The 21,108-nt window shown below is 67.6% G+C and carries 23 protein-coding genes; 12 read left to right on the forward strand and 11 right to left on the reverse strand.

The genetic code is table 11. The features are described 5' to 3' along the window. The first annotated feature begins 168 nt into the window (after positions 1–168). Positions 169–1,224 carry a hypothetical protein gene (locus HNP48_RS08040; protein ID WP_184856356.1) on the forward strand — a complete coding sequence of 352 codons (1,056 nt, stop codon included), beginning with the start codon at positions 169–171 and terminating at the stop codon, positions 1,222–1,224. Positions 1,225–1,338: 114 nt separating this feature from the next. On the opposite strand, the gene HNP48_RS08045 is transcribed toward HNP48_RS08040, so the two are convergent. Together HNP48_RS08045 and HNP48_RS08050 are read right to left on the reverse strand one after the other, a co-directional pair. Further along, on the reverse strand, positions 1,339–1,953 hold the full coding sequence (locus tag HNP48_RS08045; RefSeq protein ID WP_184856357.1) for a 2-hydroxychromene-2-carboxylate isomerase: 615 nt from the start codon (positions 1,951–1,953) through the stop codon (positions 1,339–1,341). A 39-nt stretch (positions 1,954–1,992) separates the two neighbouring features. Continuing rightward, positions 1,993–2,727, reverse strand: coding sequence for an SDR family oxidoreductase (locus HNP48_RS08050; protein WP_184856358.1), 735 nt, complete (start codon positions 2,725–2,727; stop codon positions 1,993–1,995). A 123-nt stretch (positions 2,728–2,850) separates the two neighbouring features. Between HNP48_RS08050 and HNP48_RS08055 the strand changes: the two genes are divergently transcribed. The 4 genes from HNP48_RS08055 (at position 2,851) to HNP48_RS08070 (ending at position 6,773) form a co-directional block, all read left to right on the forward strand. Beyond that, complete coding sequence (locus HNP48_RS08055; RefSeq protein WP_184856359.1) at positions 2,851–3,312, forward strand: helix-turn-helix domain-containing protein; 462 nt, start codon at positions 2,851–2,853, stop codon at positions 3,310–3,312. Positions 3,313–3,742: 430 nt separating this feature from the next. Next, on the forward strand, positions 3,743–5,173 hold the full coding sequence (locus tag HNP48_RS08060; RefSeq protein WP_260420136.1) for a bluetail domain-containing putative surface protein: 1,431 nt from the start codon (positions 3,743–3,745) through the stop codon (positions 5,171–5,173). Positions 5,174–5,297: 124 nt separating this feature from the next. Continuing rightward, the gene (locus HNP48_RS08065; protein ID WP_184856360.1) at positions 5,298–5,537 is read left to right on the forward strand and encodes a hypothetical protein; all 240 of its coding nucleotides are present in this window, start codon (positions 5,298–5,300) and stop codon (positions 5,535–5,537) included. A 90-nt stretch (positions 5,538–5,627) separates the two neighbouring features. Continuing rightward, positions 5,628–6,773, forward strand: coding sequence for a hypothetical protein (locus tag HNP48_RS08070; RefSeq protein WP_184856361.1), 1,146 nt, complete (start codon positions 5,628–5,630; stop codon positions 6,771–6,773). Between the two features lie 20 nt (positions 6,774–6,793). Here the strand turns inward: HNP48_RS08070 and HNP48_RS08075 are convergent, their stop codons facing one another. Next, entirely contained in the window at positions 6,794–7,255 is a 462-nt protein-coding gene (locus HNP48_RS08075; RefSeq protein ID WP_184856362.1) for a MerR family transcriptional regulator, read from the reverse strand. 79 nt (positions 7,256–7,334) lie between these two features. Here HNP48_RS08075 and HNP48_RS08080 point away from each other — a divergent pair, with 79 nt between their 5' ends. The 4 genes from HNP48_RS08080 to HNP48_RS08095 all read left to right on the forward strand — a co-directional run bounded on the left by HNP48_RS08080 (position 7,335) and on the right by HNP48_RS08095 (position 10,825). Further along, on the forward strand, positions 7,335–9,524 hold the full coding sequence (locus tag HNP48_RS08080) for a heavy metal translocating P-type ATPase (protein ID WP_184856363.1): 2,190 nt from the start codon (positions 7,335–7,337) through the stop codon (positions 9,522–9,524). Beyond that, positions 9,521–10,117, forward strand: a complete 597-nt coding sequence (locus tag HNP48_RS08085; protein ID WP_184856364.1) for a hypothetical protein — start codon at positions 9,521–9,523, stop codon at positions 10,115–10,117. Before HNP48_RS08080 ends, HNP48_RS08085 begins: the two co-directional genes overlap by 4 nt. Further along, positions 10,114–10,521, forward strand: a complete 408-nt coding sequence (locus tag HNP48_RS08090) for a DUF3703 domain-containing protein (protein ID WP_260420137.1) — start codon at positions 10,114–10,116, stop codon at positions 10,519–10,521. The genes HNP48_RS08085 and HNP48_RS08090 overlap by 4 nt, the downstream gene beginning before the upstream one ends. Positions 10,522–10,639: 118 nt before the next feature. Continuing rightward, positions 10,640–10,825 (forward strand): CsbD family protein, encoded by a 186-nt coding sequence (locus HNP48_RS08095; protein ID WP_184856365.1) that lies wholly within the window; start codon positions 10,640–10,642, stop codon positions 10,823–10,825. Between the two features lie 56 nt (positions 10,826–10,881). Here HNP48_RS08095 and HNP48_RS08100 read toward each other — a convergent pair whose 3' ends face one another. Next, a complete protein-coding gene (locus tag HNP48_RS08100; RefSeq protein ID WP_184856366.1) occupies positions 10,882–11,829 on the reverse strand; it encodes a LysR family transcriptional regulator in 948 nt (315 codons plus the stop codon). 110 nt (positions 11,830–11,939) lie between these two features. Between HNP48_RS08100 and HNP48_RS08105 the strand changes: the two genes are divergently transcribed. The 3 genes from HNP48_RS08105 to HNP48_RS08115 all read left to right on the forward strand — a co-directional run bounded on the left by HNP48_RS08105 (position 11,940) and on the right by HNP48_RS08115 (position 13,952). Next, positions 11,940–12,704 (forward strand): SDR family oxidoreductase, encoded by a 765-nt coding sequence (locus tag HNP48_RS08105; protein WP_184856367.1) that lies wholly within the window; start codon positions 11,940–11,942, stop codon positions 12,702–12,704. A gap of 7 nt (positions 12,705–12,711) precedes the next feature. Continuing rightward, on the forward strand, positions 12,712–13,110 hold the full coding sequence (locus tag HNP48_RS08110) for a nuclear transport factor 2 family protein (RefSeq protein ID WP_260420138.1): 399 nt from the start codon (positions 12,712–12,714) through the stop codon (positions 13,108–13,110). A 299-nt stretch (positions 13,111–13,409) separates the two neighbouring features. After that, positions 13,410–13,952, forward strand: a complete 543-nt coding sequence (locus HNP48_RS08115) for a hypothetical protein (protein WP_184856368.1) — start codon at positions 13,410–13,412, stop codon at positions 13,950–13,952. A 30-nt stretch (positions 13,953–13,982) separates the two neighbouring features. On the opposite strand, the gene HNP48_RS08120 is transcribed toward HNP48_RS08115, so the two are convergent. The 7 genes from HNP48_RS08120 to HNP48_RS08150 all read right to left on the reverse strand — a co-directional run bounded on the left by HNP48_RS08120 (position 13,983) and on the right by HNP48_RS08150 (position 21,090). After that, on the reverse strand, positions 13,983–14,978 hold the full coding sequence (locus HNP48_RS08120) for a Bug family tripartite tricarboxylate transporter substrate binding protein (RefSeq protein WP_184856369.1): 996 nt from the start codon (positions 14,976–14,978) through the stop codon (positions 13,983–13,985). An 83-nt stretch (positions 14,979–15,061) separates the two neighbouring features. Further along, positions 15,062–15,847 (reverse strand): class II aldolase/adducin family protein, encoded by a 786-nt coding sequence (locus HNP48_RS08125; protein WP_184856370.1) that lies wholly within the window; start codon positions 15,845–15,847, stop codon positions 15,062–15,064. An 18-nt stretch (positions 15,848–15,865) separates the two neighbouring features. Then, complete coding sequence (locus HNP48_RS08130; protein ID WP_184856371.1) at positions 15,866–17,422, reverse strand: fumarate hydratase; 1,557 nt, start codon at positions 17,420–17,422, stop codon at positions 15,866–15,868. Between the two features lie 7 nt (positions 17,423–17,429). After that, positions 17,430–18,422: a tripartite tricarboxylate transporter substrate binding protein gene (locus tag HNP48_RS08135; protein ID WP_184856372.1), complete on the reverse strand. Its 993-nt coding sequence runs from the start codon at positions 18,420–18,422 to the stop codon at positions 17,430–17,432. Positions 18,423–18,447: 25 nt separating this feature from the next. After that, positions 18,448–19,104 (reverse strand): maleylacetoacetate isomerase, encoded by a 657-nt coding sequence (gene maiA / locus HNP48_RS08140; protein WP_184856373.1) that lies wholly within the window; start codon positions 19,102–19,104, stop codon positions 18,448–18,450. After that, positions 19,101–20,084: a fumarylacetoacetate hydrolase family protein gene (locus tag HNP48_RS08145; RefSeq protein ID WP_184856374.1), complete on the reverse strand. Its 984-nt coding sequence runs from the start codon at positions 20,082–20,084 to the stop codon at positions 19,101–19,103. The genes maiA and HNP48_RS08145 overlap by 4 nt, the downstream gene beginning before the upstream one ends. Before the next feature lie 40 nt (positions 20,085–20,124). After that, positions 20,125–21,090: an MBL fold metallo-hydrolase gene (locus tag HNP48_RS08150; RefSeq protein WP_184856375.1), complete on the reverse strand. Its 966-nt coding sequence runs from the start codon at positions 21,088–21,090 to the stop codon at positions 20,125–20,127. Positions 21,091–21,108: the final 18 nt, after the last annotated feature.

Here is a 21,108-nt window from a genome sequence, read left to right on the forward strand (position 1 = left end):
CTGTACCGGCACACCGGCAGCGCCCCCTCTTCGACCCCGCGCAGCTCTCCACGTTCAGGGCATACTTGCACAAAAACACACGGGGGGATTGCATTGAGCGTTGGGTTGCCGATCAAGAAAGCAGTACACCGGCTGGTGCTGGGAGATGGCGCATATGTCTCTGCCACCATGCGCAATGATTCGCTGTATGTGCTGTACACGACGAAGTCCGAAGGTGAGGGCTCGAACTTCCTGCGTGAGTTCAAGCTCAACGAATTCGACGGCAAGGAGAGCGAGGTTCCGCAGCTCTATGCGCTGAAGGCCAGGACGTCGTTCCGCGCCCATTTCCATGCGAACAACCGGCTCTACATGTCGGGCGAGCGTCCCGAAATCCTGGACCTGGCGACCAACGAGGTGCTGTACAGCGAATTCGTGGCGCGCGCCAATCCCGAGTGGTCCGAGGCCAGCTTCGTCTTCACCTACGGTGGGGCGGTGTACCGGCCGGTGGATATTGACGACCGCAGCAAGGGCGTGGACGTGGTGCGGGACTACCAGGTGGTGGCCCACCTGCCGCTGGACATAGACTTTTACCTGCCGTTCACCGACCACTATTTCTACGGCTTCGGCACTGCGCGCGATGTGTTCACCGTCTACTCCCTTAAGACCAACACCCTGCTGCTGGAGTTGGACCTGGCGCCCTACCGCATTGGCGAATGGCGCCTCAAGAAGCACGTGGACCGGCATGGCAACCGGCTGTTCGTGCTGGCCGGCAATTCGGTGCTGCTCATCGACCTGGAGTCGAGTGCCCTGGTGGGCCAGTTCAATTATGTGGAGCAGCCGGCCTTCCAGGCCCTGCTGGCCAGCGAGCACCTCACCGGCAACGCCTACGCCTACCAGATCAGCGCGGCGCACGATGGCTTCGTCATCTCCAACGCCAGTTCGCGATCGTTCATGATGTATGTCACCGTCTCCGAAGCGGGCGACATGCAGGCTGCCTGGGTGGTGCACACCCGGCGCGAGATCACCGTCACCAACACCGAGGGCGACCTGCTGCTGGGCATGGAAGACTACCGCCCCAAGGCCTGGGACAAGTTCACCGGCCAGGAGATCTGGCAAGCCTCCGCAGGCACGATGGCCAGCGGCATCGAGCTGGGCGACCACTGGGTGGTCTACACCCACATGGCCGGGGACCTGCAGTGCTTTCGGTGGAAGAAGCCCTATGCCTCGCCCCACCGGCCCGGCTGAGCGGTGTTTTGGCCAAGGACCTTCCAGGCGGAGCCGACCCTGTACGCGGAGATCACAAAAAAACCGCTTTGAGCCCGAAGCAGCTTACGCGCACTTTTTTGCGGGACAGTAAGACTAGCCCCGTGCCCGCACGATCTCCTCCTCCACCTCGCGCAGCCGGTCCTTGCCGAAGAACATCTCGTCCCCTACGAAGAAGATGGGCGAGCCGAAGGCGCCGCGGGCAAAGGCGTCCTGGGTGCTGAGCAACAGGGCGTTCTTCACCTCGGGCTCCTGGCTGGTGGCCAGCAGCGCTGCGGGGTCGAGCCCGGCCGCGTGCAGCTCGGCGGCGATCACCTGCGGGTCGTCCATCTTCTGGCCACGCTCCCACATGCTGGCGTAGACGGCATCGACATACGGCTCGAAGCAGCCCAGCCTGCGCGCGGCCACCGCACCGCGCATCAGCGCCAAGGTATTCACCGGAAAGTGCGGGTTGTGCGCAAACTTCGAGAGGCCATGCTTGTGCACAAAGCGGTCCATCTCGCGTTGCTCATACGCCCGCTTGGTGGGGATGCCGGCATTGCTCTCGGCCGGCGAGCGGTTGTTCGCCAGCTTGAACAGCCCCCCCAGCAGCACGGGCACGTACTCGAATCGCACGCCCGTACGGGCCTCGATGCCGGGCAGCACCTTGTGGCTGAGGTAGGCGTTCGGGCTGCCGAAGTCGAACAGGAATTGCACGGTCACATCGCTCATGGTTCTTGTCTCCTTGGGTTGTTTTAGTGATAGGGGCGGTCACCAGGTCTCCATCCACGGGCGAATCTCCGTCTCGTGGGTCCAGGCGTCGCGGGGCTGCTTGTGCAACTGCCAGTACGCCTCGGCAATGCTCTCGGGGCTGACGATGCCGCCCTGCTCCTTGGTGGCGTAGCGCTCGGGGAAGTTGCTGCGGATGAACTCGGTATCGATCGCACCATCGATCACGGGGTGTGCGACATGGATGCCCTGGGGCCACAGCTCCCGCGCCATGCTCTGGGCCAGTGCGCGCAGTGCGTGCTTGGCGCCCGCAAACGCCGCAAACCCCTCACGGCCGCGCAGGCTGGCCGTGGCCCCGGTGAAGAGAATGGTGCCCCGCCCGCGCGGCAGCATCACCTTGGCCGCCTCGCGCCCCATGAGGAAGCCGGCAAAGCAGGCCATCTCCCACACCTTGAAGTACACGCGCGAGGTGGTCTCGGTGATGCCGAAGCGCACATTGGCCCCGATGTTGAACACCGCGACCTCGATGGGCGCGATCTCGGCCTCGATCCTGGCGATCAGCGCCACCATCTCTTCCTCCTTGCGCGCATCGGAGCCAAAGCCGTGCGCCTCGCCGCCCGCGGCACGGATCTGGTCCACCAGGGGCTGCAGCTTGTCCGCGCCGCGCCGGGTCACGCAGGCGATATAGCCCTCGCGCGCGAAGCGCTGGGCAATGGCGCCGCCCGTGGCATCGCCTGCGCCGATGACCAGTATTGCCTTCTTCTTGCCGTCTGCCATGGGGTCTCCTCAAGTTGCAAAAAGATGGGAGCCGGCATTGCGCCTGCTCCTTGTAGGTTTTATTTTTGAACTGACTGCACGATAAGTTTGAAAATTGAACTCGTCAAGGGTAGAGTTGCGGACATGAAGTGGAACGACCTGGAACAGGAAGCATGCTCGGTGGCCCGCACCGTCTCGGTGATCGGCGACCGCTGGACCCTGCTGGTGCTGCGCGACTGCTTTCTCGGCGTGCGCCGGTTCGATGAGTTCCAGCAGCGACTGGGCATCTCGCGCCCCATGCTGGCAGACCGCCTGGCCAAGCTGGTGGAGGCCGGCGTGCTGCGCAAGGCGGCCTACCAGGAATCTCCCGCCCGGTATGAATACCGCCTGACCCCCAAGGGCCTGGACCTGCACCCCGTCATCATGGCCATCGTGCACTGGGGCGACGTGCACATGGCCGGCAAGGCCGGCCGCCCCCTTCTGCACCGGCACACCGGCTGCGGCCACCTGTTCGACCCGGTCACCACCTGCTCGGAATGCCAGGCGGAATTGCGCGCCAGGGATGTGACGGTGGAGAGAGGGCCTGGGGCGTTTCCGATGGTGTGAGGGCTGGGGTCTTGGCGCGCCCGCGGTCGGCGAGAGGCGGGCCGTTCGGGATATCCATGCCCACACAATCTCCTGCCGCCTGGCCCATCCCTGTAGCAAACAGTTGCTACGTGGGGAACGGCCAACACACTCCAAAGCCAGGCGGATGCGATAGCCTTTGCGCACCACAAGAATGACCCCGGGAGGTTGAAGATGCCTTTGCAGATAACCGGCGCACACGCCACCGTCAGCATGCTGAGCCGTTTGCTCTTGGAACAGCCGCTGTGGTATGGGCCGCATTCGTATGGCTACCACGTGGCCGCGGTCGAAGCGAAGGGGCCCGAGGCGGTGGCACGGGAGTTCGGCAAGGGCTATGGCGATTCCCCCTGGTCCGAAGCCTATCTGTCGACCATGCTGCTGGAGAAGATGGGCCTGTTGCCCAACCCCGCCCTTGCAAAACGAACTGGCGAATTACCTGACCGCGGTGGGCAAGACCAATCTGGGCATCGTCGCGCTGCAGCTGGGGCAAATCCTTTCGGGCCTGGAGGGCGCCACGGGCGACCTGGCCATCTACGCGGCTGCGGCGGTGCGCTGGAACGACAAGATCGAGGCGGCGCACGCGTACTCCACCAACCCGGCCAACAGTGGCTATCTAACGTTCGACAGCCACTCCAGCGGCCCGGGGGTTACGCTGGAGTTGACCAGCCGCGCCGACACGCTGGCAGGCACCCCATACGACGACGTCTTCCTGGCCATGACGCCCGGCCAGTTGGGCTCGACAGACGTCATCCGGGCCGGCGGCCGGGGAGAGAAGGGCAACATCCTCAAGGCCACGCTGGCGGCCGGCGAGGTAGTAGCGCCCACCTTGTACCTCATGGACTATGTCTACATCACCGCGGGCACGGGGGCGCAGTTCGATGCCGAGAAGTCGTACGAGACCGGGATACTGTGGCTCGACGCGGCCCCGGGTGGTAACGTCACATTCACCGGCGTGGACAGCACAACGCTGGTAGGCATCCAGAACTCACTGGCCGGCACGGCGCTGACGGTGCTCTTCAAGCCCCCTTCCGACAGGAATGAGCCGGTCAAGCTCGCGCTGTTCGATGCGACCGGGACGGACGAGATCATCGTGCCCAATGCGATCACCCTGCGCATCGCCAGCATGCCCGGCAGCGTGGCCACCACCACGGTCAACAGCGCAAAGATCACCGCGGGCGCGGCCGAGGAGATCAGGCTCTACGGAGAACAGGCCCTCACCACCACCATCACCGGCGCCCATGTGGAAGTGATCCATGCCGCCTATCTCCAGGCGCCGCTGGACCTCACGTTCGCCACCACGGGCGCCACGCCCATCGGCATCATCGGCGGCATTGCAGCAGACCGCATCACCGTGAACGACGCATCCGGCGGGCGCGCGGCCATCGATGCGGGCGACGGGGCAGACACCGTCACCATCGGCGCCCGCAACGCCCACAGCATCACCCTGGGCGCGGGCGCCGACGTGCTCGCCCTCACCGGCCTGACCGGCCCCGGGTCGTGGGCCCTGGGCCTCGGCAGTTCTGCCCAATTGGCCCGCTCGACCATCGAGGTGACCGATTTCGCAAGCGGCATCGACCAGTTGCGCCTGGCCGCCGCCACGCCCACCGCCAAGGCCGCACCCAGCACTGCGCAACTGGCCAGCATCGCCGCCTCCGCCTCGCTGCTGGACGCCGCCACCCTGGCCGCCAACACGGCCGGCGCGATCAAGGCCATTGCCTTTCGCTACGGTGCCGACACCTACCTCCTGGTGAACGACGCCACAGCGGCGCTGGGCAGCCATGACAGCCTGGTCCGGCTGATCGGGGTGTCTGCGGTGGTGGATGGGGATTGGACGGCGGTGTAGGGAGCGCTGCAACATGCAGACCGCATCCGTGCAGTACATCACGCTCCCCCGGGCTGCCGATCGTCCAGATGGCGCTTCTGGGCATAGCATGGCCGCAGTTGAAACATTTGCAACAGGTGCCGGCATGAACACCCCTTGGCCTCCCAACATCGAGCTTCAGGGTTCCATCTACATGGTGAGGCCCGTCACGCTGCGCAAACACGCGCCGGTACCCCACAGCATCTTCATCTTCGACGAAGACGGCGCCCCGGTGCTCACCGTGCACGGGCCCTGGGCCAGCTACCCCGAGGCGCTGGAGGTTGCCGACGGCCAGCTGCGGCAGCATGTGTCCCCACCGCCTGTCGACGTGTTCGGCGGCCATTGATCCGGCACTGAATAAAAGAGGGCAAACTCGCCGCATCTACAGCATCGATGCCTGGGAGTGGCGATGGGTTACCGAGTTTCTTGGATCAGCGTGGCAGCCAAGGCCGGCGCGGAGGTTCTTGCCGAGCTGGGTTTGGTCGACAGTGCACAGCCTGTACAGCCGGGTACCGTGCCCATGGCGGGCGCACACCTGGCGAACGGCACCTACGTCATCGTGTTTGACGAGTTCTTTCATTCAGTGATCGATCCGATGCTGATGAAGGTGTTGTCACTGAACTGCATCGTCATCGGCTGCGCCGAGGACGAGAACACCAACGCCTCGATGGCTTTTCTTTGCCGCGATGGGGCAATGGTCTGGAGGGTCTCCCATGTACTTGCGGAGGGCGGCGATCACCTCCATATCGAAGGCGTTGCGCCCAAGGTGGTGAAGCCGTTGCTGCAATCTGCGCTTCAGGCGCGTTCGCAGCACGGTCACGATGCCGTCTTCGGCGTTCCTGCCGCCCTCGCTGAAGAAGTATGCGGTTTTCGGCACGGTGGCCGACCCGGCGAGCCGGCCCTCTCCTTCACCCGGCTCGACCGGAAATTCGCGGACATTGATGCCTCGCTGGGCGAGCTCGTGCGCGCTGGGGCGGAGGTGCTGCAGGCCGCAGGCTATGTACAGGAGGACGCCAGCCGCCCCGGTCTTTTCACCAAGACCACCGAGCATGACCGGATCAAGGTGTACCTGCGCCACTCGACGACGCCGGCAATAGGCGTCATGTACTTCGACGTGTGCGCCGAAGTGTGCAACCGGTATGTGGACGGACTGATGCACCAGGCCGTGCCGCAGCTGCACGCCACGCAGACGGCGGTGCTGCGCTGGTCCGGCACCCTGGATGGGGACAGCGCGCTGACCACCCCCGCCGAAGTGGCCGCATGCCGATCACAAATCCAGAGCGCGTTCTCGCCATGGCTGGCCCGGCTGCACGACCTGGTGGCGCTGGATGCGCTGGTCAACGGCCCGCCGGCCCCTGGCAGCGCGGTGGGAGAGGCCAGGGAGTGCCATTTTGATGGCGACACCGGCTACTCCCGGCTGATCCTGGCGTACCTTGCATCCAATCCGCGCTTCGAGGACATGGTGGCTCAAACCGAGCACGTCCTGTCGCGTGGCAAGCCTGACCCGAAAAGTGACCTGAACAAGGTCTGCAAGCACTTGAGAGCGTACGCCAAGCCCGTTTCACGGGCTACTGCACGCTGATTCAGCCCCCCGCCGTCTCTTCACACATGCCGCTTGGCCGGCGCCGGCCCCGGCGGCGCCACAGGCTCGGCATCGGCGCGCTCGTGCAGTGCCTCGATCACATGGCAATGCCCATCGGTGCCATCGCAGCGCCGGCGCAGGGCGATCAGGTCGCGCTCCAGGGTCTTCAATTCCTGCAGGCGGATGCGCACGTGGCTCAGGTGCTCGTCCAGCGTGTCGCAGGCCGTGTGGTCGGCGGCGGCGCTGTCGCGGTCCAGCGCCAGCAGGATGCGCACCTCGTCGAGCGACATGTCCATGGCCCGGCACAGGCGGATGAAGCGCAGCTGGTGGATGTCGGCATCGCTGTACAGGCGGTAGCTGCTTTCGCTGCGCGGGCCGGCTGCGAGCAGGGCTTCCTTTTCGTAGTAGCGGATGCTGGCGGTGGAGACCCCGGAGCGCTGGGCGGCCTCGCCGATGCGAAACCTGGCTGCGTCTGTTGGCATGCGCTTGACCTTCAAGTGACTTCAAGGATTCCAATCATGGCATGGCGGATCGCAACCCGCCCCCGCAAAGGAAAAGACCATGACAACCGAGTCGAGCCGAAGCCCCCATCCGCAAGGCCCACCCGCGCCATCCACCCCCGTGGCGGTGGCCCTGCCCGTGCCCAAGGCGTCATCGGCTGCGCGCCGCGCGCCGCAGATCAATGTCTCCTGCTGCGCCCCCGGCAGCAGTTGCTCGGCCGATGCGCCATCTGCCAAGGCAGCGGCCACACCGCATGCACACGCACATGGTACCGAGGGCCACGACCAGCAGGACCACGATGGCCATGGCCATGGCGCTGAAGACGGCCATGAAGGCCACGACCACAGCGCCTTGCCCGGCTGGGGCCGTATAGGAGCATCGCTGGCGGCGGCCTTGGCGGCCGAGCTGGCGCACCTGCTGGGGCCCGACACGCCCCTATGGCACTACGCCGGCATGGGGCTGGCGGCGGTGGCCATCCTGCTGGCAGGCCTGGGCATCTACAAGGCGGGCCTGAAATCGCTGCTGCGCGGGCAGTTGGGCATCAACACGCTGATGGCCGTGGCCGTCACCGGGGCCTTCGCCATCGGCCAGTGGCCCGAGGCGGCCATGGTGATGGCCCTGTACGCCCTGGCCGAGCGCATCGAGGAAGGGGCGGTGGGCCGGGCGCGCAACGCCATCGGCGCTCTTTTGGCATTGAGCCCGGACCAGGCCGAGGTACAGCAGCCCGGCGGCCAGTGGCAGACCCTGCCCGCCGCCGAGGTGGCCGTGGGCGCCACGGTACGCGTGCGCCCGGGCGGCCGGGTGCCGCTGGACGGCACGGTGGCCACCGGGCGCAGCGCGGTGGACGAATCCAGCGTCACCGGCGAAAGCCTGGCCGTGGACAAGGTGCCCGGCGACAAGCTCTACGCCGGCACGCTGAACGCCCAGGCCGAGCTGACCATGCAGGTGACCGCAGCGGCGGGCCACACCACGCTGGACCGCATCATCCGCGCGGTGGAAGAAGCCCAGGCCAGCCGCGCGCCCACGCAGCGCTTTGTGGACCGCTTTGCGGCCGTCTATACGCCTGCCGTGTTCGTGCTGGCCGTGGTGGTGGCCGTGGGTGCGCCGCTGGTGCTGGGCTGGGCCTGGCTCGATGCCATCTACCGCGCGCTGGTGCTGCTGGTGATCGCCTGCCCCTGCGCGCTGGTGATCTCCACGCCCGTCACCGTGGTCAGTGGGCTGGCCGCGGCGGCGCGGCGCGGCATTCTGGTCAAGGGCGGGGCTTGGCTGGAGCAGGCGCGCGGCCTGCGCGCCGTGGCCTTCGACAAGACCGGTACCATCACCGCGGGCAAACCCGTGCTGGTGGGCCAGGCGCAGTTGGGTGATGATGCCGCCACCGATGTGGCGCGTGCGCTGGCCGGCCGTTCGGACCACCCGGTATCGAAGGCCATCGCGGCCGGGCTGGGGGACGGCGCTGGCGCCGACCTGCCTGCAGTGGAGGACTTCACCGCCCTGGCCGGGCGCGGCGTGCAGGGCCGCATTGCCGGCACCACCTGGCAACTGGGCAACCGCCGCCTGATGCAGGAGCGCAACCTGTGGACCGACGCGGTCGAGGCCGCCGCCGCAGCGCATGAAGCGCAGGGCCGCAGCGTCACGCTGCTGGCCGACGCCGATGCCGTGCGCGCCCTGTTCGCTGTGGCCGACACCCTGCGCCCGCAGGCTGTGCAGGCCGTGGCCGACCTCAAGGCCCTGGGCGTGGTGCCCGTGATGCTGACCGGCGACCATGCCGCCGCTGCCCAGGCCGCCGCCAAAGAGGCCGGCATCGACCAGGTGCAGGCCAGCCTGCTGCCCGAGCACAAGCTGGCCGCCATCGCCGCCCTGCAGCAACAGCACGGCATGACCGCGATGGCGGGCGACGGCATCAACGATGCCCCTGCATTGGCCCGGGCCGACATCGGCTTTGCCATGGGCGCGGCCGGCACCGACGTGGCCATGGAAACGGCCGATGTGGTGATCATGAACGACGACCTGCGCCGCGTGGCCGAGACGGTGCGCCTGTCGCGCCGCACCCACCGCGTGCTGGTGCAGAACATCACGCTGGCGCTGGGCATCAAGGCCGTGTTCTTCGGCCTGGCGCTGGCGGGCCAGGCCACCATGTGGATGGCGGTGTTCGCCGACATGGGCGCCAGCCTGCTGGTGGTGGCCAACGGCCTGCGCATGCTGCGCACCGAAGGCAACCCTGTTCCATCCAACAATCAGGCAGACGCATGAACCACCACCCCACCGACCCGCAAGCCGCCGTGGCCGCCGCCCTGGGCACCAGCGAGATGGGCCCACCCGCCTCCACCCTGCCGCGCCCGCCCGGCAGCCTGCGCATCTGCCTGACCACCACCCTGCCCGCCCCGGCCGCATGGGTGGCCGCCCAGTTGCAGACCACGGCGCTGTTCCGTCACATCACAGCGCCGCTGCTGCGCTTTGGCACGGTGCAGGGCGCCTGGCCCGCGCATTGGCCGATGGGCGACACCGAGCTGCGCTTTGCCCTCTTCGGCCTGCTGCCCATGGGCCGGCAGACCGCGCGCATCAGCGTGCATGCGCCCGACATCCCGGGCGCCTGGCCGCTGCTGCGCGACAACGGCACGGGCCAGCTCATGCGCGTGTGGGACCACCGCATCACCGTGCACAGCCTGCCCGGCACGCCAGGCATGCCCGAGCGCACCTGCTACACCGATGAGGTCTTTGTGCGGGCGCGCTACCTGCCCTGGCTGATGACACCGCTGAGCGCGGCCTTTGCCTGGGTGTTCTACCGCCACCGGCAGCGGCGCTGGGTGCAATGGGCACGCGAGCGCGCAGGGGCTGTGGCATGAGCGCCCTGCTGCCCGCCCCACCCGCACCCATGCTGCAGCCCCAGGCGTTCGCGCACCTGCTGGCGCGCTTCGAGGCCAGCGCCGGCGAGCCACCGGCCGCGCGCTGGCCCTGGCTGGAGGCCGCCCACGTGCTGGGCCAGACCACGCTGGGCCTGCACTGGCGCTCGCACACCGCCATGCTGCGCTACGCGCTGCAACTGCGCGACGGGCGCGAAGTGGCAGGCCAACTGCTGCGCCTGGCCCTGGTACCGCTTGGGCATTTGCTGCAGCGCCTGCCCATCGGCAACATCGGGCGCGCGCATGTGCCGGCGCTGCGGCCCATGGTGCCGCATGCGGACATCACCGCGCGCATCCACGCGGCCCTGCGGGCCGTGGACACCAGCGCCGCCGCCCGCCCCGGTTGAGGCACAGCGCAGCCCTGCCCGACGCGCGGATGGGCCGCTCTCCGACAGCCAGGCGCCCGCGGTGGGCCCATTCTTGGGGTGCCGCATGTTTGGCGGTGCCAACCAAGGAGAGCGAACCATGAACAAGGACCAAATCGCAGGACGTGCGACTGACATCAAGGGCCAGGTGAAGGAAGCCGCGGGCAAGCTCGTGGACAGCCCCAAGCTGCAGGGCGAGGGCCTGGCCGACCAGGCGGTGGGCAAGACCCAGGCCAAGGTGGGCGATGCCAAGGAGGCCGTGAAGAAGGCCATCGACAAGATCTGAGGGCCGCTACGCGGCACCCAGCAAGCGGCCCGCAGGCCGCTTTCGTTTTTGCGCGATCACCTTGCACCGCCCGAGGGGCCATCGTCGTAACGCGTGAACACATCCGCCGCCCAATCTGAGAACGCGCGGATCTTTGCGCTCAGTTGCCTGCTGCTGGGGTAGACGAGACGGATGGTGTGGGCGGGGCGGGACCAATCGGTCAACACCTCCTTGAGTGTTCCATCGGACAAATACTTGGCTGCGGCGAAGCGAAAGGTCTGGCCGATGCCCAGCCCATGCACCAGCACGTTGAGATGGGCCGTGCTTTCGTTGACGGAGGCGGCCTCGCCGGCCTTGACGAGCAGCCGTTCGCCACCCCGGTGGAATTCCAGGGGAAAGGCGCGACCGCTCAGGGACGAGAAATAGCCCGCCAGTGTATGCACCGGGCGCCCATTCACTGGGTGCAGGGCCAGCAGGTCATCGGGATGCCGGGGCTCTCCGTGCGCCGCCAGGTATTCCTTCGAGGCGCATGTCACCCAGGCCAGATCGGCCAGGCGCCGCGCCACCAGGGTGGAGTCGGGCAGGTCTCCGCCGCGGACCACGCAGTCCACACCCTCGCTGATCATGTCCGCCGGGCGGTCGCTCACGCCCAGTTCCAGCTGCAGGCCCGGATACCGCGCCCGGAACTGCGCCAGCGCAGGAATCAAGATGCGGTTGGCCAGCACGGAGCCCACGTCCACCCGCAAGCGCCCCCGCAGTTGGGAACTTGCGCCCCTGGCCAACTGGTCCATGTCCTCCAGCTCGGCAATGAGCCTCTTGGCGCGCTCGTAATAGGCCACGCCATCGGCCGTCATGCTGACCCTCCGGGTCGTGCGCTGCAGCAGCCGGGTACCGAGGTGCTGCTCCAGATCCTGCACGAGCTTGGTCACGCTGGGACGGGGAATGTTCATCGAATCGGCGGCGCGCGAGAAGCCGCCGTTTTCGGCGATCCGCACGAATACCTTCAAGGCAAGCAGCTGGTCCATGGCTTCGATTATTCACCACCATGAATTGTATTGAATAGATTTCACCATTTATTCCATTAAACGAACTATTTACGCTTGAGGCTTCTACCAACCCATCACGGAGAAATCTCATGGTCCAGAAACTCGCAGGCAAGGTGGCTGTTGTCACCGGTGCAACCACCGGCATCGGTTTGGCCGCCGCCAAGGCCTTTGCCGCCGAAGGCGCGACGGTCTACATCACGGGGCGCCGCAAAGCCGAACTCGATGCGGCCGTGGCCGCCATAGGTCCCCAGGCCCGCGGCGTGCAAGCCGATTCCACGAAGCTGGCGGACCTGGATCGGCTCTATGACCAGGTGCAAGCCGAGCACGGCCGCCTGGATGTCCTCTATGCCAACGCGGGCGGCGGCAGCATGCTCCCGCTGGGCAGCATCACCGAGGCGCATTACGACGACACCTTTGACCGCAACGTCAAGGGCGTGGTGTTCACGGTGCAGAAGGCGCTGCCCCTGCTGGACGCGGCCACGGCCGGCGCCTCCGTCATCCTGGCGGGCTCGACGACCAGCGTGCTCGGCACCGCCAACTTCAGCATCTACAGCGCCACCAAGGCGGCCGTGCGCAACCTGGCGCGCAGCTGGATCCTGGACCTCCAGGGCCGCGCCATCCGCATCAACACCTTGTCGCCCGGCCCCATCCACACGCCGGGTCTCGTGGAACTCGCAGGCCCGGACGCCGCGCAGCAGCAAGGCCTGCTCGACTACCTGACCACCCAGGTGCCGCTCGGCCGCATGGGCCAGCCGGAAGACATCGCCAAGGCTGCCGTGTTCCTCGCCAGCGACGACTCGGCTTTCGTCAACGGCATCGAGCTGTTCGCCGATGGCGGCCAGGCCCAGGTGTGAGGACGCCATGAACCAGGAGCCCACCCTGCCAACCGCCCCGGAACTGCTGCGCGCCTACCTGGCCGCCATACGCACGCCCGAGGCCGCCGCCAGCCTGTTTGCCGAAGACGGCGTGCTCGAACTGCCCTGGATCCAGGTCCGCGCCGAAGGGCGCGACGCCATCGGCCGGCTCATTGCAGGCCTGCTGGCGAAGGTGCCGGACTTTGGCTTTGGCGACATCCAGTTCTGGATCGAAACGCCGGAGAGGGCGTTTGCCGAATACGCGGTGGACGCCAAGGTCGCTGCGTCCGGGCGGCCATACCGGCAGACCTATGCAGGCCTGCTCATCGCGGAAGGCGGAAAGATCAAGCGGCTGAGAGAAGCCCTCAACACAGCCGCCGCAGCCGAAGCATTCCGGCCGGCGTGACCAGAGAGAGGCCGGGGGGCATGGCGCAGGACTTCGGCCGGGCCCTCACGGCGGGTGTTCGGCAAAGGGTTTTGCAGGTGCTTTTCGGATCGGTCCAGAAGGGTTGCGACACCTCTTGTAGGAGGCGACCCCATCGCCCACACCCACCGCAGCAGGCGCCGCCCCTCGGGTGGCTCCAGGGGCTGTAGGAGGACAGCGCGACCCCGTTTCGCCCCTTCCATTTCGGGCCACCGTTTGGGTAGAGTGAAGCATCGACCGTTGGAAAGAAAGGCAAGAAAATGAAAGCGCTTTGTTTTGCCATGGCGTGCCTTGCCGTCGCAGGCTGCAGTGGCACCGGGCCGGCACCGGTACAGCGCACGGCGGCGGAAGACCCCACGGCCGCCTGCCTGGCCGGCCTCGACAAGCATGCCGCACTCTCGGTGCTCAAGCCCCGGCTGGCCAGTGTTGCCGACGCCGAAGCCGCGCCCCCCGCCCTGCGCACCAGCATGGCAACGCCCACGCCCGATGAAAGGCGGGCCATCCAGGCCTGGGCCGGCCTGCGCAAGGACTGTGTGAACGCGGGGGCGGAGTTCCGCCTGCGCAATGCACCGCCCGCGTACGCCGACCTCGTGGAGGAGGAAAACTCCCGCACCACCGTGCTGCTGTCACGGCTCTATGTGGGCCAGATCGGCTATGGCGAGTTCATCAACGAGCGCATTGCGCTGGGCAGCGAGATGAAGGGCCGCCGCCTCAATGCGCGCGAGCCGCACCAGCGCGCCAACGCCCCCATACGCCAGGAAGAGGCGGCGCAGCGCAAGGCCGAGCTCAGCGCGGCCCTGGTGCTGTTGCAGCTGCCGCAATGAACCTGCCGGTGCACCACGGCATTCAGCGGCTTACGACTCGGCCGTAAAGCCGATGGCTTTGACGATGGGGCCCCAGCGCTCGCCATCGGCCTTGAGCAGCGCCGCCAGCTCGGCCGGTGTGGACGAGCGCGCCTCCAGCCCCATGGCGGCCAACCCGGCGACCACATCCTTGTCGGCCAGCGCCGTGCGGATGGCGGCGTTGGCCTTCTGTACCAGCTCGGCCGGCGCCTTGCCCGGCAGGAAGAAGCCGAACCATTCGTTGTAGGCCATGTCCTTGTAGCCCTGCTCGATCAGCGTGCTCACGTTGGGCATGAACTTGTTGCGCGTGGCGCCCGAGGTGGCCAGCACGCGGATCTTGCCGCCCTGCAGGTGCGGCAAGAACTCGCCCACGGGCGCCGAGACGGCCGCGATCTGCCCGCCCAGCAGGTCCAGAATGGCCGGCTGCGAGCCGCGAAAGCCCACGTGGCGCATGTCCACCTTGCCGGCGCGGCTGATCAGTTCGCCCACGAAGTGCGGCACCGAGCCCGGCGCGGGCGAGCCGAAGTTGGCGCCCGTGGGGTTGGCCTTGCACCAGTCGAGGAACTCGGGCACGGTCTTGACCGATGCGGGCACCTGCGGGCCCACGGCAAAACCCATGTCGAACACCACGCCCAGCGAGACCGGGGTCACGTCGGCCACGGGGTCGTAGGGCAGCTTCTTGTAGGTATGGGGGTAGATGCCCAGCATGGACATGGGCGTGGCCAGCAGCGTGGCGCCGTCGGCCGGGGCGGCCTTGAGCGTGGTGATGGCGATCTGCCCGCCCGCGCCGGTCTTGTTCTCCACCACAGCCGACTTGGCGTAGCCGCCCGTGATCTGGGTGGCCACGCGGCGCGCCAGGGTGTCCACCGTGCCGCCGGCGGCAAAGCCGGCCAGGATCTTCACGGTGTCGATGGCCTGGGCCTGGGCCATGAAGGGCAGCGTGCCTGCGGCACCGGCCAGGGTCCATTGCAGGATGTCGCGGCGCGACAGGGATGTGGATGCGGTCATGGTCGGTCTCCTCATTGTTTGTAATGGAACGGATCGAAACTGCGTTGGCCCGGATCTCAAAGCCTCTTCAAAGGCCCCGGAGTTTATGCCGGCGCCTGCACCAGGTCATAGAGGGTCAGCCCTGCCCTGCGCACCGCGGCCCAGAACAGCTTGGCGTACAGGTCGTTGTCCGGGTCGGTCAGGCCCACGTCGCGCGACGAGACCGCGAGCGCCTGGGCGGCAATCGGCACATTGGAGCCGGCCATGGAGTCGGCCAGCACCTGCACCTCGCAGGCGCGCTGCAGCACGTAATTGAAGTAGAAGGCTTCGGGTACATTGCGGCCCGTCACCAGCAGGCCATGGTTGCGCAGAATCAGGCAGTTGCTGCTGCCCAGACTCTGCACCAGGCGGTCCTGCTCGCCTGGGTGCACGGTGATGCCCTCGAAGTCGTGGTAGGCCACGTTGCCGCTGAGGAAGGCCGAGTAGAAGTTGTTGAACTTCAGCCCCTCTTCCTTGCACGACACGGCCACGCCCGCTGTGTTGTGGGTGTGCATGATGCAGTGCGCGTCGGCCCGCGCGCCGTGGATCGCGCTGTGGATCACGAAGCCGGCGCGGTTGACCGGGTAGCCGGCCTCCCCCACCGGATTGCCCTGCAGGTCGATTTTGACGAGGTTGTTCGCCGTCACCTCGCCATAGTGCAGACCGAACGGGTTGATGAGGTAGTGGGCCGCGTGCGAAGGCACGCTCAGCGTGATGTGGTTGAAGATCTCCTCGCTCCAGCCGCGCTCGTGGAACACGCGGTAGCACGCCGCCAGTTGCACGCGCAGGCGCCACTCTTCGCTCTCCATGCCTGCCGGGCGGGTGGCCGCCAAATCCCGTTCATCGAACATCGCCATTTCCTTTGTACGTCAGACGCTCTCAAGCGTGATTGTCTTGCGCGTGCCGGCCGCAATGCGCTTTTGCCACTCCGCCGGCCCCGTGATGTGGGCGCTGGTGCCGCCGGCATCCACGGCCACCGTCACCGGCATGTCCACCACGTCGAATTCGTAGATGGCTTCCATGCCCAGGTCGGCAAAACCGAGCACCTTGGCCTTCTTGATGGCCTTGCTCACCAGGTAGGCGGCGCCGCCCACGGCCATCAGGTAGGCGCTCTGGTGCTTCTTGATCGCCTCGATGGCCACCGGGCCGCGCTCGGACTTGCCGATCATGGCGATCAGGCCGGTTTCGGCCAGCATCATCTCGGTGAAGCCGTCCATGCGCGTCGCGGTGGTCGGGCCGGCCGGGCCCACGGCCTCGTCCTTGACCGGGTCCACCGGGCCCACGTAGTAGATCACGCGGTTGGTGAAGTCCACGGGCAGCTTTTCGCCCTTGGCCAGCATGTCCTGGATGCGCTTGTGCGCGGCGTCGCGCCCGGTCAGCATCTTGCCGTTGAGCAACAGGGTGTCGCCGGGCTTCCAGCTGGCCACTTCTTCCTTGGTCAGGGTATCGAGGTTGACCTTCTTGCTCTTGTTGTAATCGGGCGCCCAGTTCACGTTGGGCCACAGGTCCAGCGAGGGCGGGGTGATGTACACCGGGCCCGAGCCGTCCATCACGAAGTGGGCGTGGCGCGTGGCCGCGCAGTTGGGGATCATGGCCACGGGCTTGCTGGCCGCGTGCGTGGGGTACATCTTGATCTTCACGTCCAGCACCGTGGTCAGACCGCCCAGGCCCTGGGCGCCGATGCCCAGGGCATTGACCTTCTCGTACAGTTCCAGGCGCATTTCCTCGACCTTGTCGAGCTTTTCGCCGCGCGAGGACTTGGCCTGCAGCTCGTACATGTTCAGGTCGTCCATCAGGCTTTCCTTGGCCATGACCATCGACTTCTCGGCACTGCCGCCGATGCCGATCCCGAGCATGCCCGGAGGGCACCATCCCGCGCCCATGGTGGGGACCGCCTTGAGAACCCAGTCCACCACGCTGTCGCCAGGATTGAGCATGGCGAACTGGCTTTTGTTCTCGCTTCCTCCCCCCTTGGCGGCGATGAACACTTCCAAGGTGTTGCCAGGAACGATCTCGGCAAAGATCACCGCGGGCGTATTGTCCCTGGTGTTCTTGCGCTCGAACTGGGGGTCTGCCACGACGGACGCCCGGAGCGGATTGGCGGGATCGGTGTAGGCGCGCCGCACACCGGCATTGATGGCATCGTCCAGGGTCCCCTCAAACCCCGCCCACCGGACATCCATCCCCACTTTCAGGAACACGTTCACGACGCCCGTGTCCTGGCATACGGGGCGCCGCCCGATGGCGCTCATCTTGCTGCTCGCCAGGATCTGCGCCATCGCATCCTTCGCGGCCCGGCTTTGCTCCCTCTCATAGGCCCTCGCCAGGTGGGCAATGTAGTCCGGTGGATGGTAGTAGCTGATGTACTGCAGCGCAGCAGCAACGGACTCGACGAGATCGTCGTATCGGATCGCAGTGGAAGTCACGGGCACCTCAATCGACCTTGATGCCGCGCTCGCGGATCAGCTTGCCCCAGCGCTCGCGCTCGGTCGCCACGTAGCTGGCCATCTGCTGCGCGGTGCCGGGCGTGGGCTCCACGCCCATGGCGAGCAGCTTGGCCTGCACCGCCTCGGACTGCAGGGCCGCGACCAGGGCGGCGTTGAAGCGCTTCACGTCGTCGGCCGCGGTGGCCGTGGGCACCGTGAGGCCCTGCCACGAATAGGCGTCGAACCCGGCCAGCCCCTGCTCGGCCAGGGTGGGCAGTTGGGGCAGCACGCGGGTGCGCTGCTCGGTGGTGACCCCCAGCGCGCGCAGCTTGCCGCCCGCGATGTGCGGCAGCCCGCTGGCCGAGTCGATGAGCATGAAATCGACCTGGTTGCCCAGCAGGTCCTGCACCGCAGGCGCAGCGCCTCGGTAGGGCACGTGCACGAGGTTCAGGCCCGTGCGCTCGCGCAGCAGCTCGGTGGCCAGGTGGTGGGCCGTGCCGGCGCCGGGCGAGGCATAGGTCACGCCCTGCGGGTGGGCCTTGGCCCAGGCCAGGAACTCCTTGAAGTTGCCGGCCTGCACACGGGGTGCGACCACCAGGATCAGCGGAAAACGCGCCATCATGCCCACCGGCGCAAGGTCTTTGGCCGCGTCGTAGCTGAGCTTTTCGAACAGCGCGGGGTTGGCCGCCAGCGTCGCGAAGTCGCCGCTGAACAGCATGCGGCCGCGTTCGCGCGAACGCGCCACATAGTCGGCAGCAATGTTGGTCGCCGCGCCGGGCTTGTTGACGATGACGATGGCCTGCCCCAGTGACTTGCCCATGGACTCTGCCAGCAACCGGGCCACCACATCGGAGCCGCCGCCGGCGGCATAGCCCACCACCCATTCGATGGGCCGGGTGTCGGCGCCGTTGGCGCGCGCCAGACGGGACAGGGGCAGCAGGCAGGCCGCTGCGAGCAGGGAGCGTCGTGCGGACATTGCAAACGCGGGGGTGGGTTTCATCGGAGGTCTCCTTGGTGGTTTTTTCTCAGCGGGCGTCGGCCTGGCTGGCGGGCTGGGCGCGCTGGAATGCGGGCAGCGCCATGCAGGCCTGTTCGATGTGGCGCACACGGGCATAGGGCTGCAGGTCGAGCTCGAAACGCCGCGCGTTGAACAGCTGCGGGATCAGAAAGCAGTCGACGATGGAGGGCGACGCCCCCAGCGCATAGTCGCCGCTGGCGGGCACGCGGTTCAGCTCGGTCTCCATGCGCGCCAGGCCTTCGGCGCACCAGTGGCGGTACCAGGTGCCGACCTCGGCCTCGGGCAGGCCCAGGGTGCCGCGCAGGTACTGGAGCACGCGCAGGTTGTTGAGCGGGTGGATCTCGCAGGCCACGAGCTGGGCCAGCGCGCGCGCCCGGGCCTTCTCAGGCTCAGCCGCGGGCAACAACGGCACGGCCGGAAAGCGCGCATCGAGGTATTCGATGATGGGCATGGACTGCTGCAGGCGCAGCCCGTCGATTTCGAGCAGCGGCACCAGGCCGAAGCTCGCGATCTCGCGGTAGGCCTCGCCGCAGTGCGCGCCGGCCGCGAGCTGCCAGGGAACGGGCTCCCAGGCCAGGCCCTTGAGCTCCAGCGCAATGCGCACCCGGAACGCCGCTGAGCTGCGAAAGTAGGTGTGCAGGCGCAGGCCCTGCCCTGCACTCATGCCGCCACCCCTGTGCGCACGGTCTGCGTGATGGCGCCGAACAGGCTGTGCCCATCGGGGTCGCGCATCTCGATGCGCACCCGGTCGCCGCTGCGCAGAAAGGGGGTGAGCGCGCTCGCGCCGCCCAGTTGCTCGCGCACCCGGCGCTCGGCCAGGCAGCTCACGCCCGCGGCCGGGTCGCGGTTGGACACGGTGCCGCTGCCCACGATGGTGCCGGCCACCAGGCGGCGCGTGCGCGCGGCATGGGCGATCAGCCGCCCGAAGTCGAAGTCCATGTCCACGCCGGCATCGGGCGCACCCAGGCGTTCGCCATTGAGCTCGGAGAGCAGCGGCAGGTGCAGCTTGCCGGCGCGCCAGTGCGGGCCCAGCTCGTCGGGCGTGGCGAGCACCGGCGACAACGCCGTGGCGGGCTTGGACTGCAGAAAGCCGAAGCCCTTGGCGATTTCGGGCGGCACCAGGTGGCGCAGCGTGACGTCGTTGGCCAGGCCCACCAGGCGCACGCGGCCCAGCGCGGCCTCGGCACTGCAGCCAATGGGCACATCGCCCGTAATGACGATGACCTCGGCCTCCAGGTCGATGCCGAAGGCCTCGTCGGCGGCCTCGATGGGGTCGTGGGCGCCCAGGAAGTCGTCCGACCCGCCCTGGTACATCAGCGGCTCGCGGCGCAGCTCTTCGGGCATGTCGGCACCGCGCGCGCGCCGCACCAGCTCCACGTGGTTGAGGTAGGCCGATGCATCGAGCCACTGGTAGGCGCGCGGCAGCGGCGCGGCGCAGGCCTCGGGGCGAAAGGCCTCGAAGGGCCCCTGCCCGGCCGCAAGTTCGTCGGCAACACGCTGCAGCACGGGCGCCATGGCGTCCCACTGGTCCAGGGCGGCCTGCAGGGTGGCGCATTCGGGCACGGCGCGCATGCGCTGCAGGTCGCGGCTGACGACCACGAGCTGCCCGTCGCGGTGGTGGTTTCGGAGGGTGGCGAGTTTCATGGGGAGGTGGCTGGGAAATCGTTGGCGTCGGGACTGTTGTTCAGGACTGGATGGCGGCCCACATCTCGCGGTCGCGCACGTCGGTCCAGATGCGCGGGTTGGCGATGCCCCGGGCTTCGTCGTAGGCGCGCGAGACATCGAAGGGAATGCAGTGCTCGTAGATGAAGACCTGGCCGAACACCGGGTCCATCACGCGCCGCGTGTCGGCATAGACCTGCTGCAGCGTGTGGCCTGCGGCCACCCCATCGCGTGCGCACTGCAGCAAGGTCTGCACCCAATCTCGCGTGTAGGCGATGGCGCTCAGGCTGTCGGCCGGCGTGCGCAGCGCCGGGCCACGGCCCGGTACGAGCTGCTGGGGCTGCAGGGCGGCCAGCCGGTCCAGCGTGTCCGGCCAGGCGGCCAGGTGGGCGTCGCCGGTATAGACGCCGGCATTGAACTCCACCAGGTCGCCCGAGAACACGATGCCCTGCGAGGGGATCCAGGCGATGCTGTCGCCGCTGGTATGGCCGGCGCCCAGGTGCAGCAGGCGCACTTCGAGGCTGCCCAGGTGCAGGGTCAGCTCCTTCTCGAACACCAGGGTGGGCCAGGTCAGGCCGGGAATGCTTTCCTGGGCCTGGAACAGGCGCGGAAAGCGCCCGATCTCCGAGGCCATGTCTTCGGCTCCGCGCTCCACGATGAGGTCGCGCGTGGCCCGGCTGGCGATCACGTTGACCGCGCCTTCGGGCACGAAGCCCGCGGCGCCGAGCACGCGCACGGCGTGGTAGTGCGTGAGCACCACGTGGCGGATGGGCAGGTCCGTCACCTCGCGGATGCGGCGCACCAGCGCGGCGGCCATCACGGGGGTGGCGGTGGCGTCGATGACCATCACGCTGTCGTCGCCGACGATCACGCCCGAGTTGGGGTCGCCCTCGGCGGTGTAGGCCCAGGCGTTGGCGGACAGCTGGGTGAAGCTGGTCTTCTTCTCGGCCAGGTCGGCCTGCGAAGCGAATGCGGTGGAATGGCTCATCGTGCTTTCTTTCGATTC

Origin of the sequence: Acidovorax soli (genome assembly GCF_014207955.1) — a bacterium.
Classification (GTDB): Bacteria; Pseudomonadota; Gammaproteobacteria; order Burkholderiales; family Burkholderiaceae_C; genus Acidovorax; species Acidovorax soli_A.

Excerpts from the sequence above, each read along its gene's own strand:
- HNP48_RS08040 (WP_184856356.1), top strand. The coding sequence starts at position 169 with ATGCGCAATGATTCGCTGTATGTGCTGTACACGACGAAGTCCGAAGGT.
- HNP48_RS08045 (WP_184856357.1), bottom strand. The coding sequence starts at position 1,953 with ATGAGCGATGTGACCGTGCAATTCCTGTTCGACTTCGGCAGCCCGAAC.
- HNP48_RS08050 (WP_184856358.1), bottom strand. The coding sequence starts at position 2,727 with ATGGCAGACGGCAAGAAGAAGGCAATACTGGTCATCGGCGCAGGCGAT.
- HNP48_RS08055 (WP_184856359.1), top strand. The coding sequence starts at position 2,851 with ATGAAGTGGAACGACCTGGAACAGGAAGCATGCTCGGTGGCCCGCACC.
- HNP48_RS08065 (WP_184856360.1), top strand. The coding sequence starts at position 5,298 with ATGAACACCCCTTGGCCTCCCAACATCGAGCTTCAGGGTTCCATCTAC.
- HNP48_RS08075 (WP_184856362.1), bottom strand. The coding sequence starts at position 7,255 with ATGCCAACAGACGCAGCCAGGTTTCGCATCGGCGAGGCCGCCCAGCGC.
- HNP48_RS08080 (WP_184856363.1), top strand. The coding sequence starts at position 7,335 with ATGACAACCGAGTCGAGCCGAAGCCCCCATCCGCAAGGCCCACCCGCG.
- HNP48_RS08085 (WP_184856364.1), top strand. The coding sequence starts at position 9,521 with ATGAACCACCACCCCACCGACCCGCAAGCCGCCGTGGCCGCCGCCCTG.
- HNP48_RS08090 (WP_260420137.1), top strand. The coding sequence starts at position 10,114 with ATGAGCGCCCTGCTGCCCGCCCCACCCGCACCCATGCTGCAGCCCCAG.
- HNP48_RS08095 (WP_184856365.1), top strand. The coding sequence starts at position 10,640 with ATGAACAAGGACCAAATCGCAGGACGTGCGACTGACATCAAGGGCCAG.
- HNP48_RS08100 (WP_184856366.1), bottom strand. The coding sequence starts at position 11,829 with ATGGACCAGCTGCTTGCCTTGAAGGTATTCGTGCGGATCGCCGAAAAC.
- HNP48_RS08105 (WP_184856367.1), top strand. The coding sequence starts at position 11,940 with ATGGTCCAGAAACTCGCAGGCAAGGTGGCTGTTGTCACCGGTGCAACC.
- HNP48_RS08110 (WP_260420138.1), top strand. The coding sequence starts at position 12,712 with ATGAACCAGGAGCCCACCCTGCCAACCGCCCCGGAACTGCTGCGCGCC.
- HNP48_RS08115 (WP_184856368.1), top strand. The coding sequence starts at position 13,410 with ATGGCGTGCCTTGCCGTCGCAGGCTGCAGTGGCACCGGGCCGGCACCG.
- HNP48_RS08120 (WP_184856369.1), bottom strand. The coding sequence starts at position 14,978 with ATGACCGCATCCACATCCCTGTCGCGCCGCGACATCCTGCAATGGACC.
- HNP48_RS08125 (WP_184856370.1), bottom strand. The coding sequence starts at position 15,847 with ATGTTCGATGAACGGGATTTGGCGGCCACCCGCCCGGCAGGCATGGAG.
- HNP48_RS08135 (WP_184856372.1), bottom strand. The coding sequence starts at position 18,422 with ATGAAACCCACCCCCGCGTTTGCAATGTCCGCACGACGCTCCCTGCTC.
- maiA (WP_184856373.1), bottom strand. The coding sequence starts at position 19,104 with ATGAGTGCAGGGCAGGGCCTGCGCCTGCACACCTACTTTCGCAGCTCA.
- HNP48_RS08145 (WP_184856374.1), bottom strand. The coding sequence starts at position 20,084 with ATGAAACTCGCCACCCTCCGAAACCACCACCGCGACGGGCAGCTCGTG.
- HNP48_RS08150 (WP_184856375.1), bottom strand. The coding sequence starts at position 21,090 with ATGAGCCATTCCACCGCATTCGCTTCGCAGGCCGACCTGGCCGAGAAG.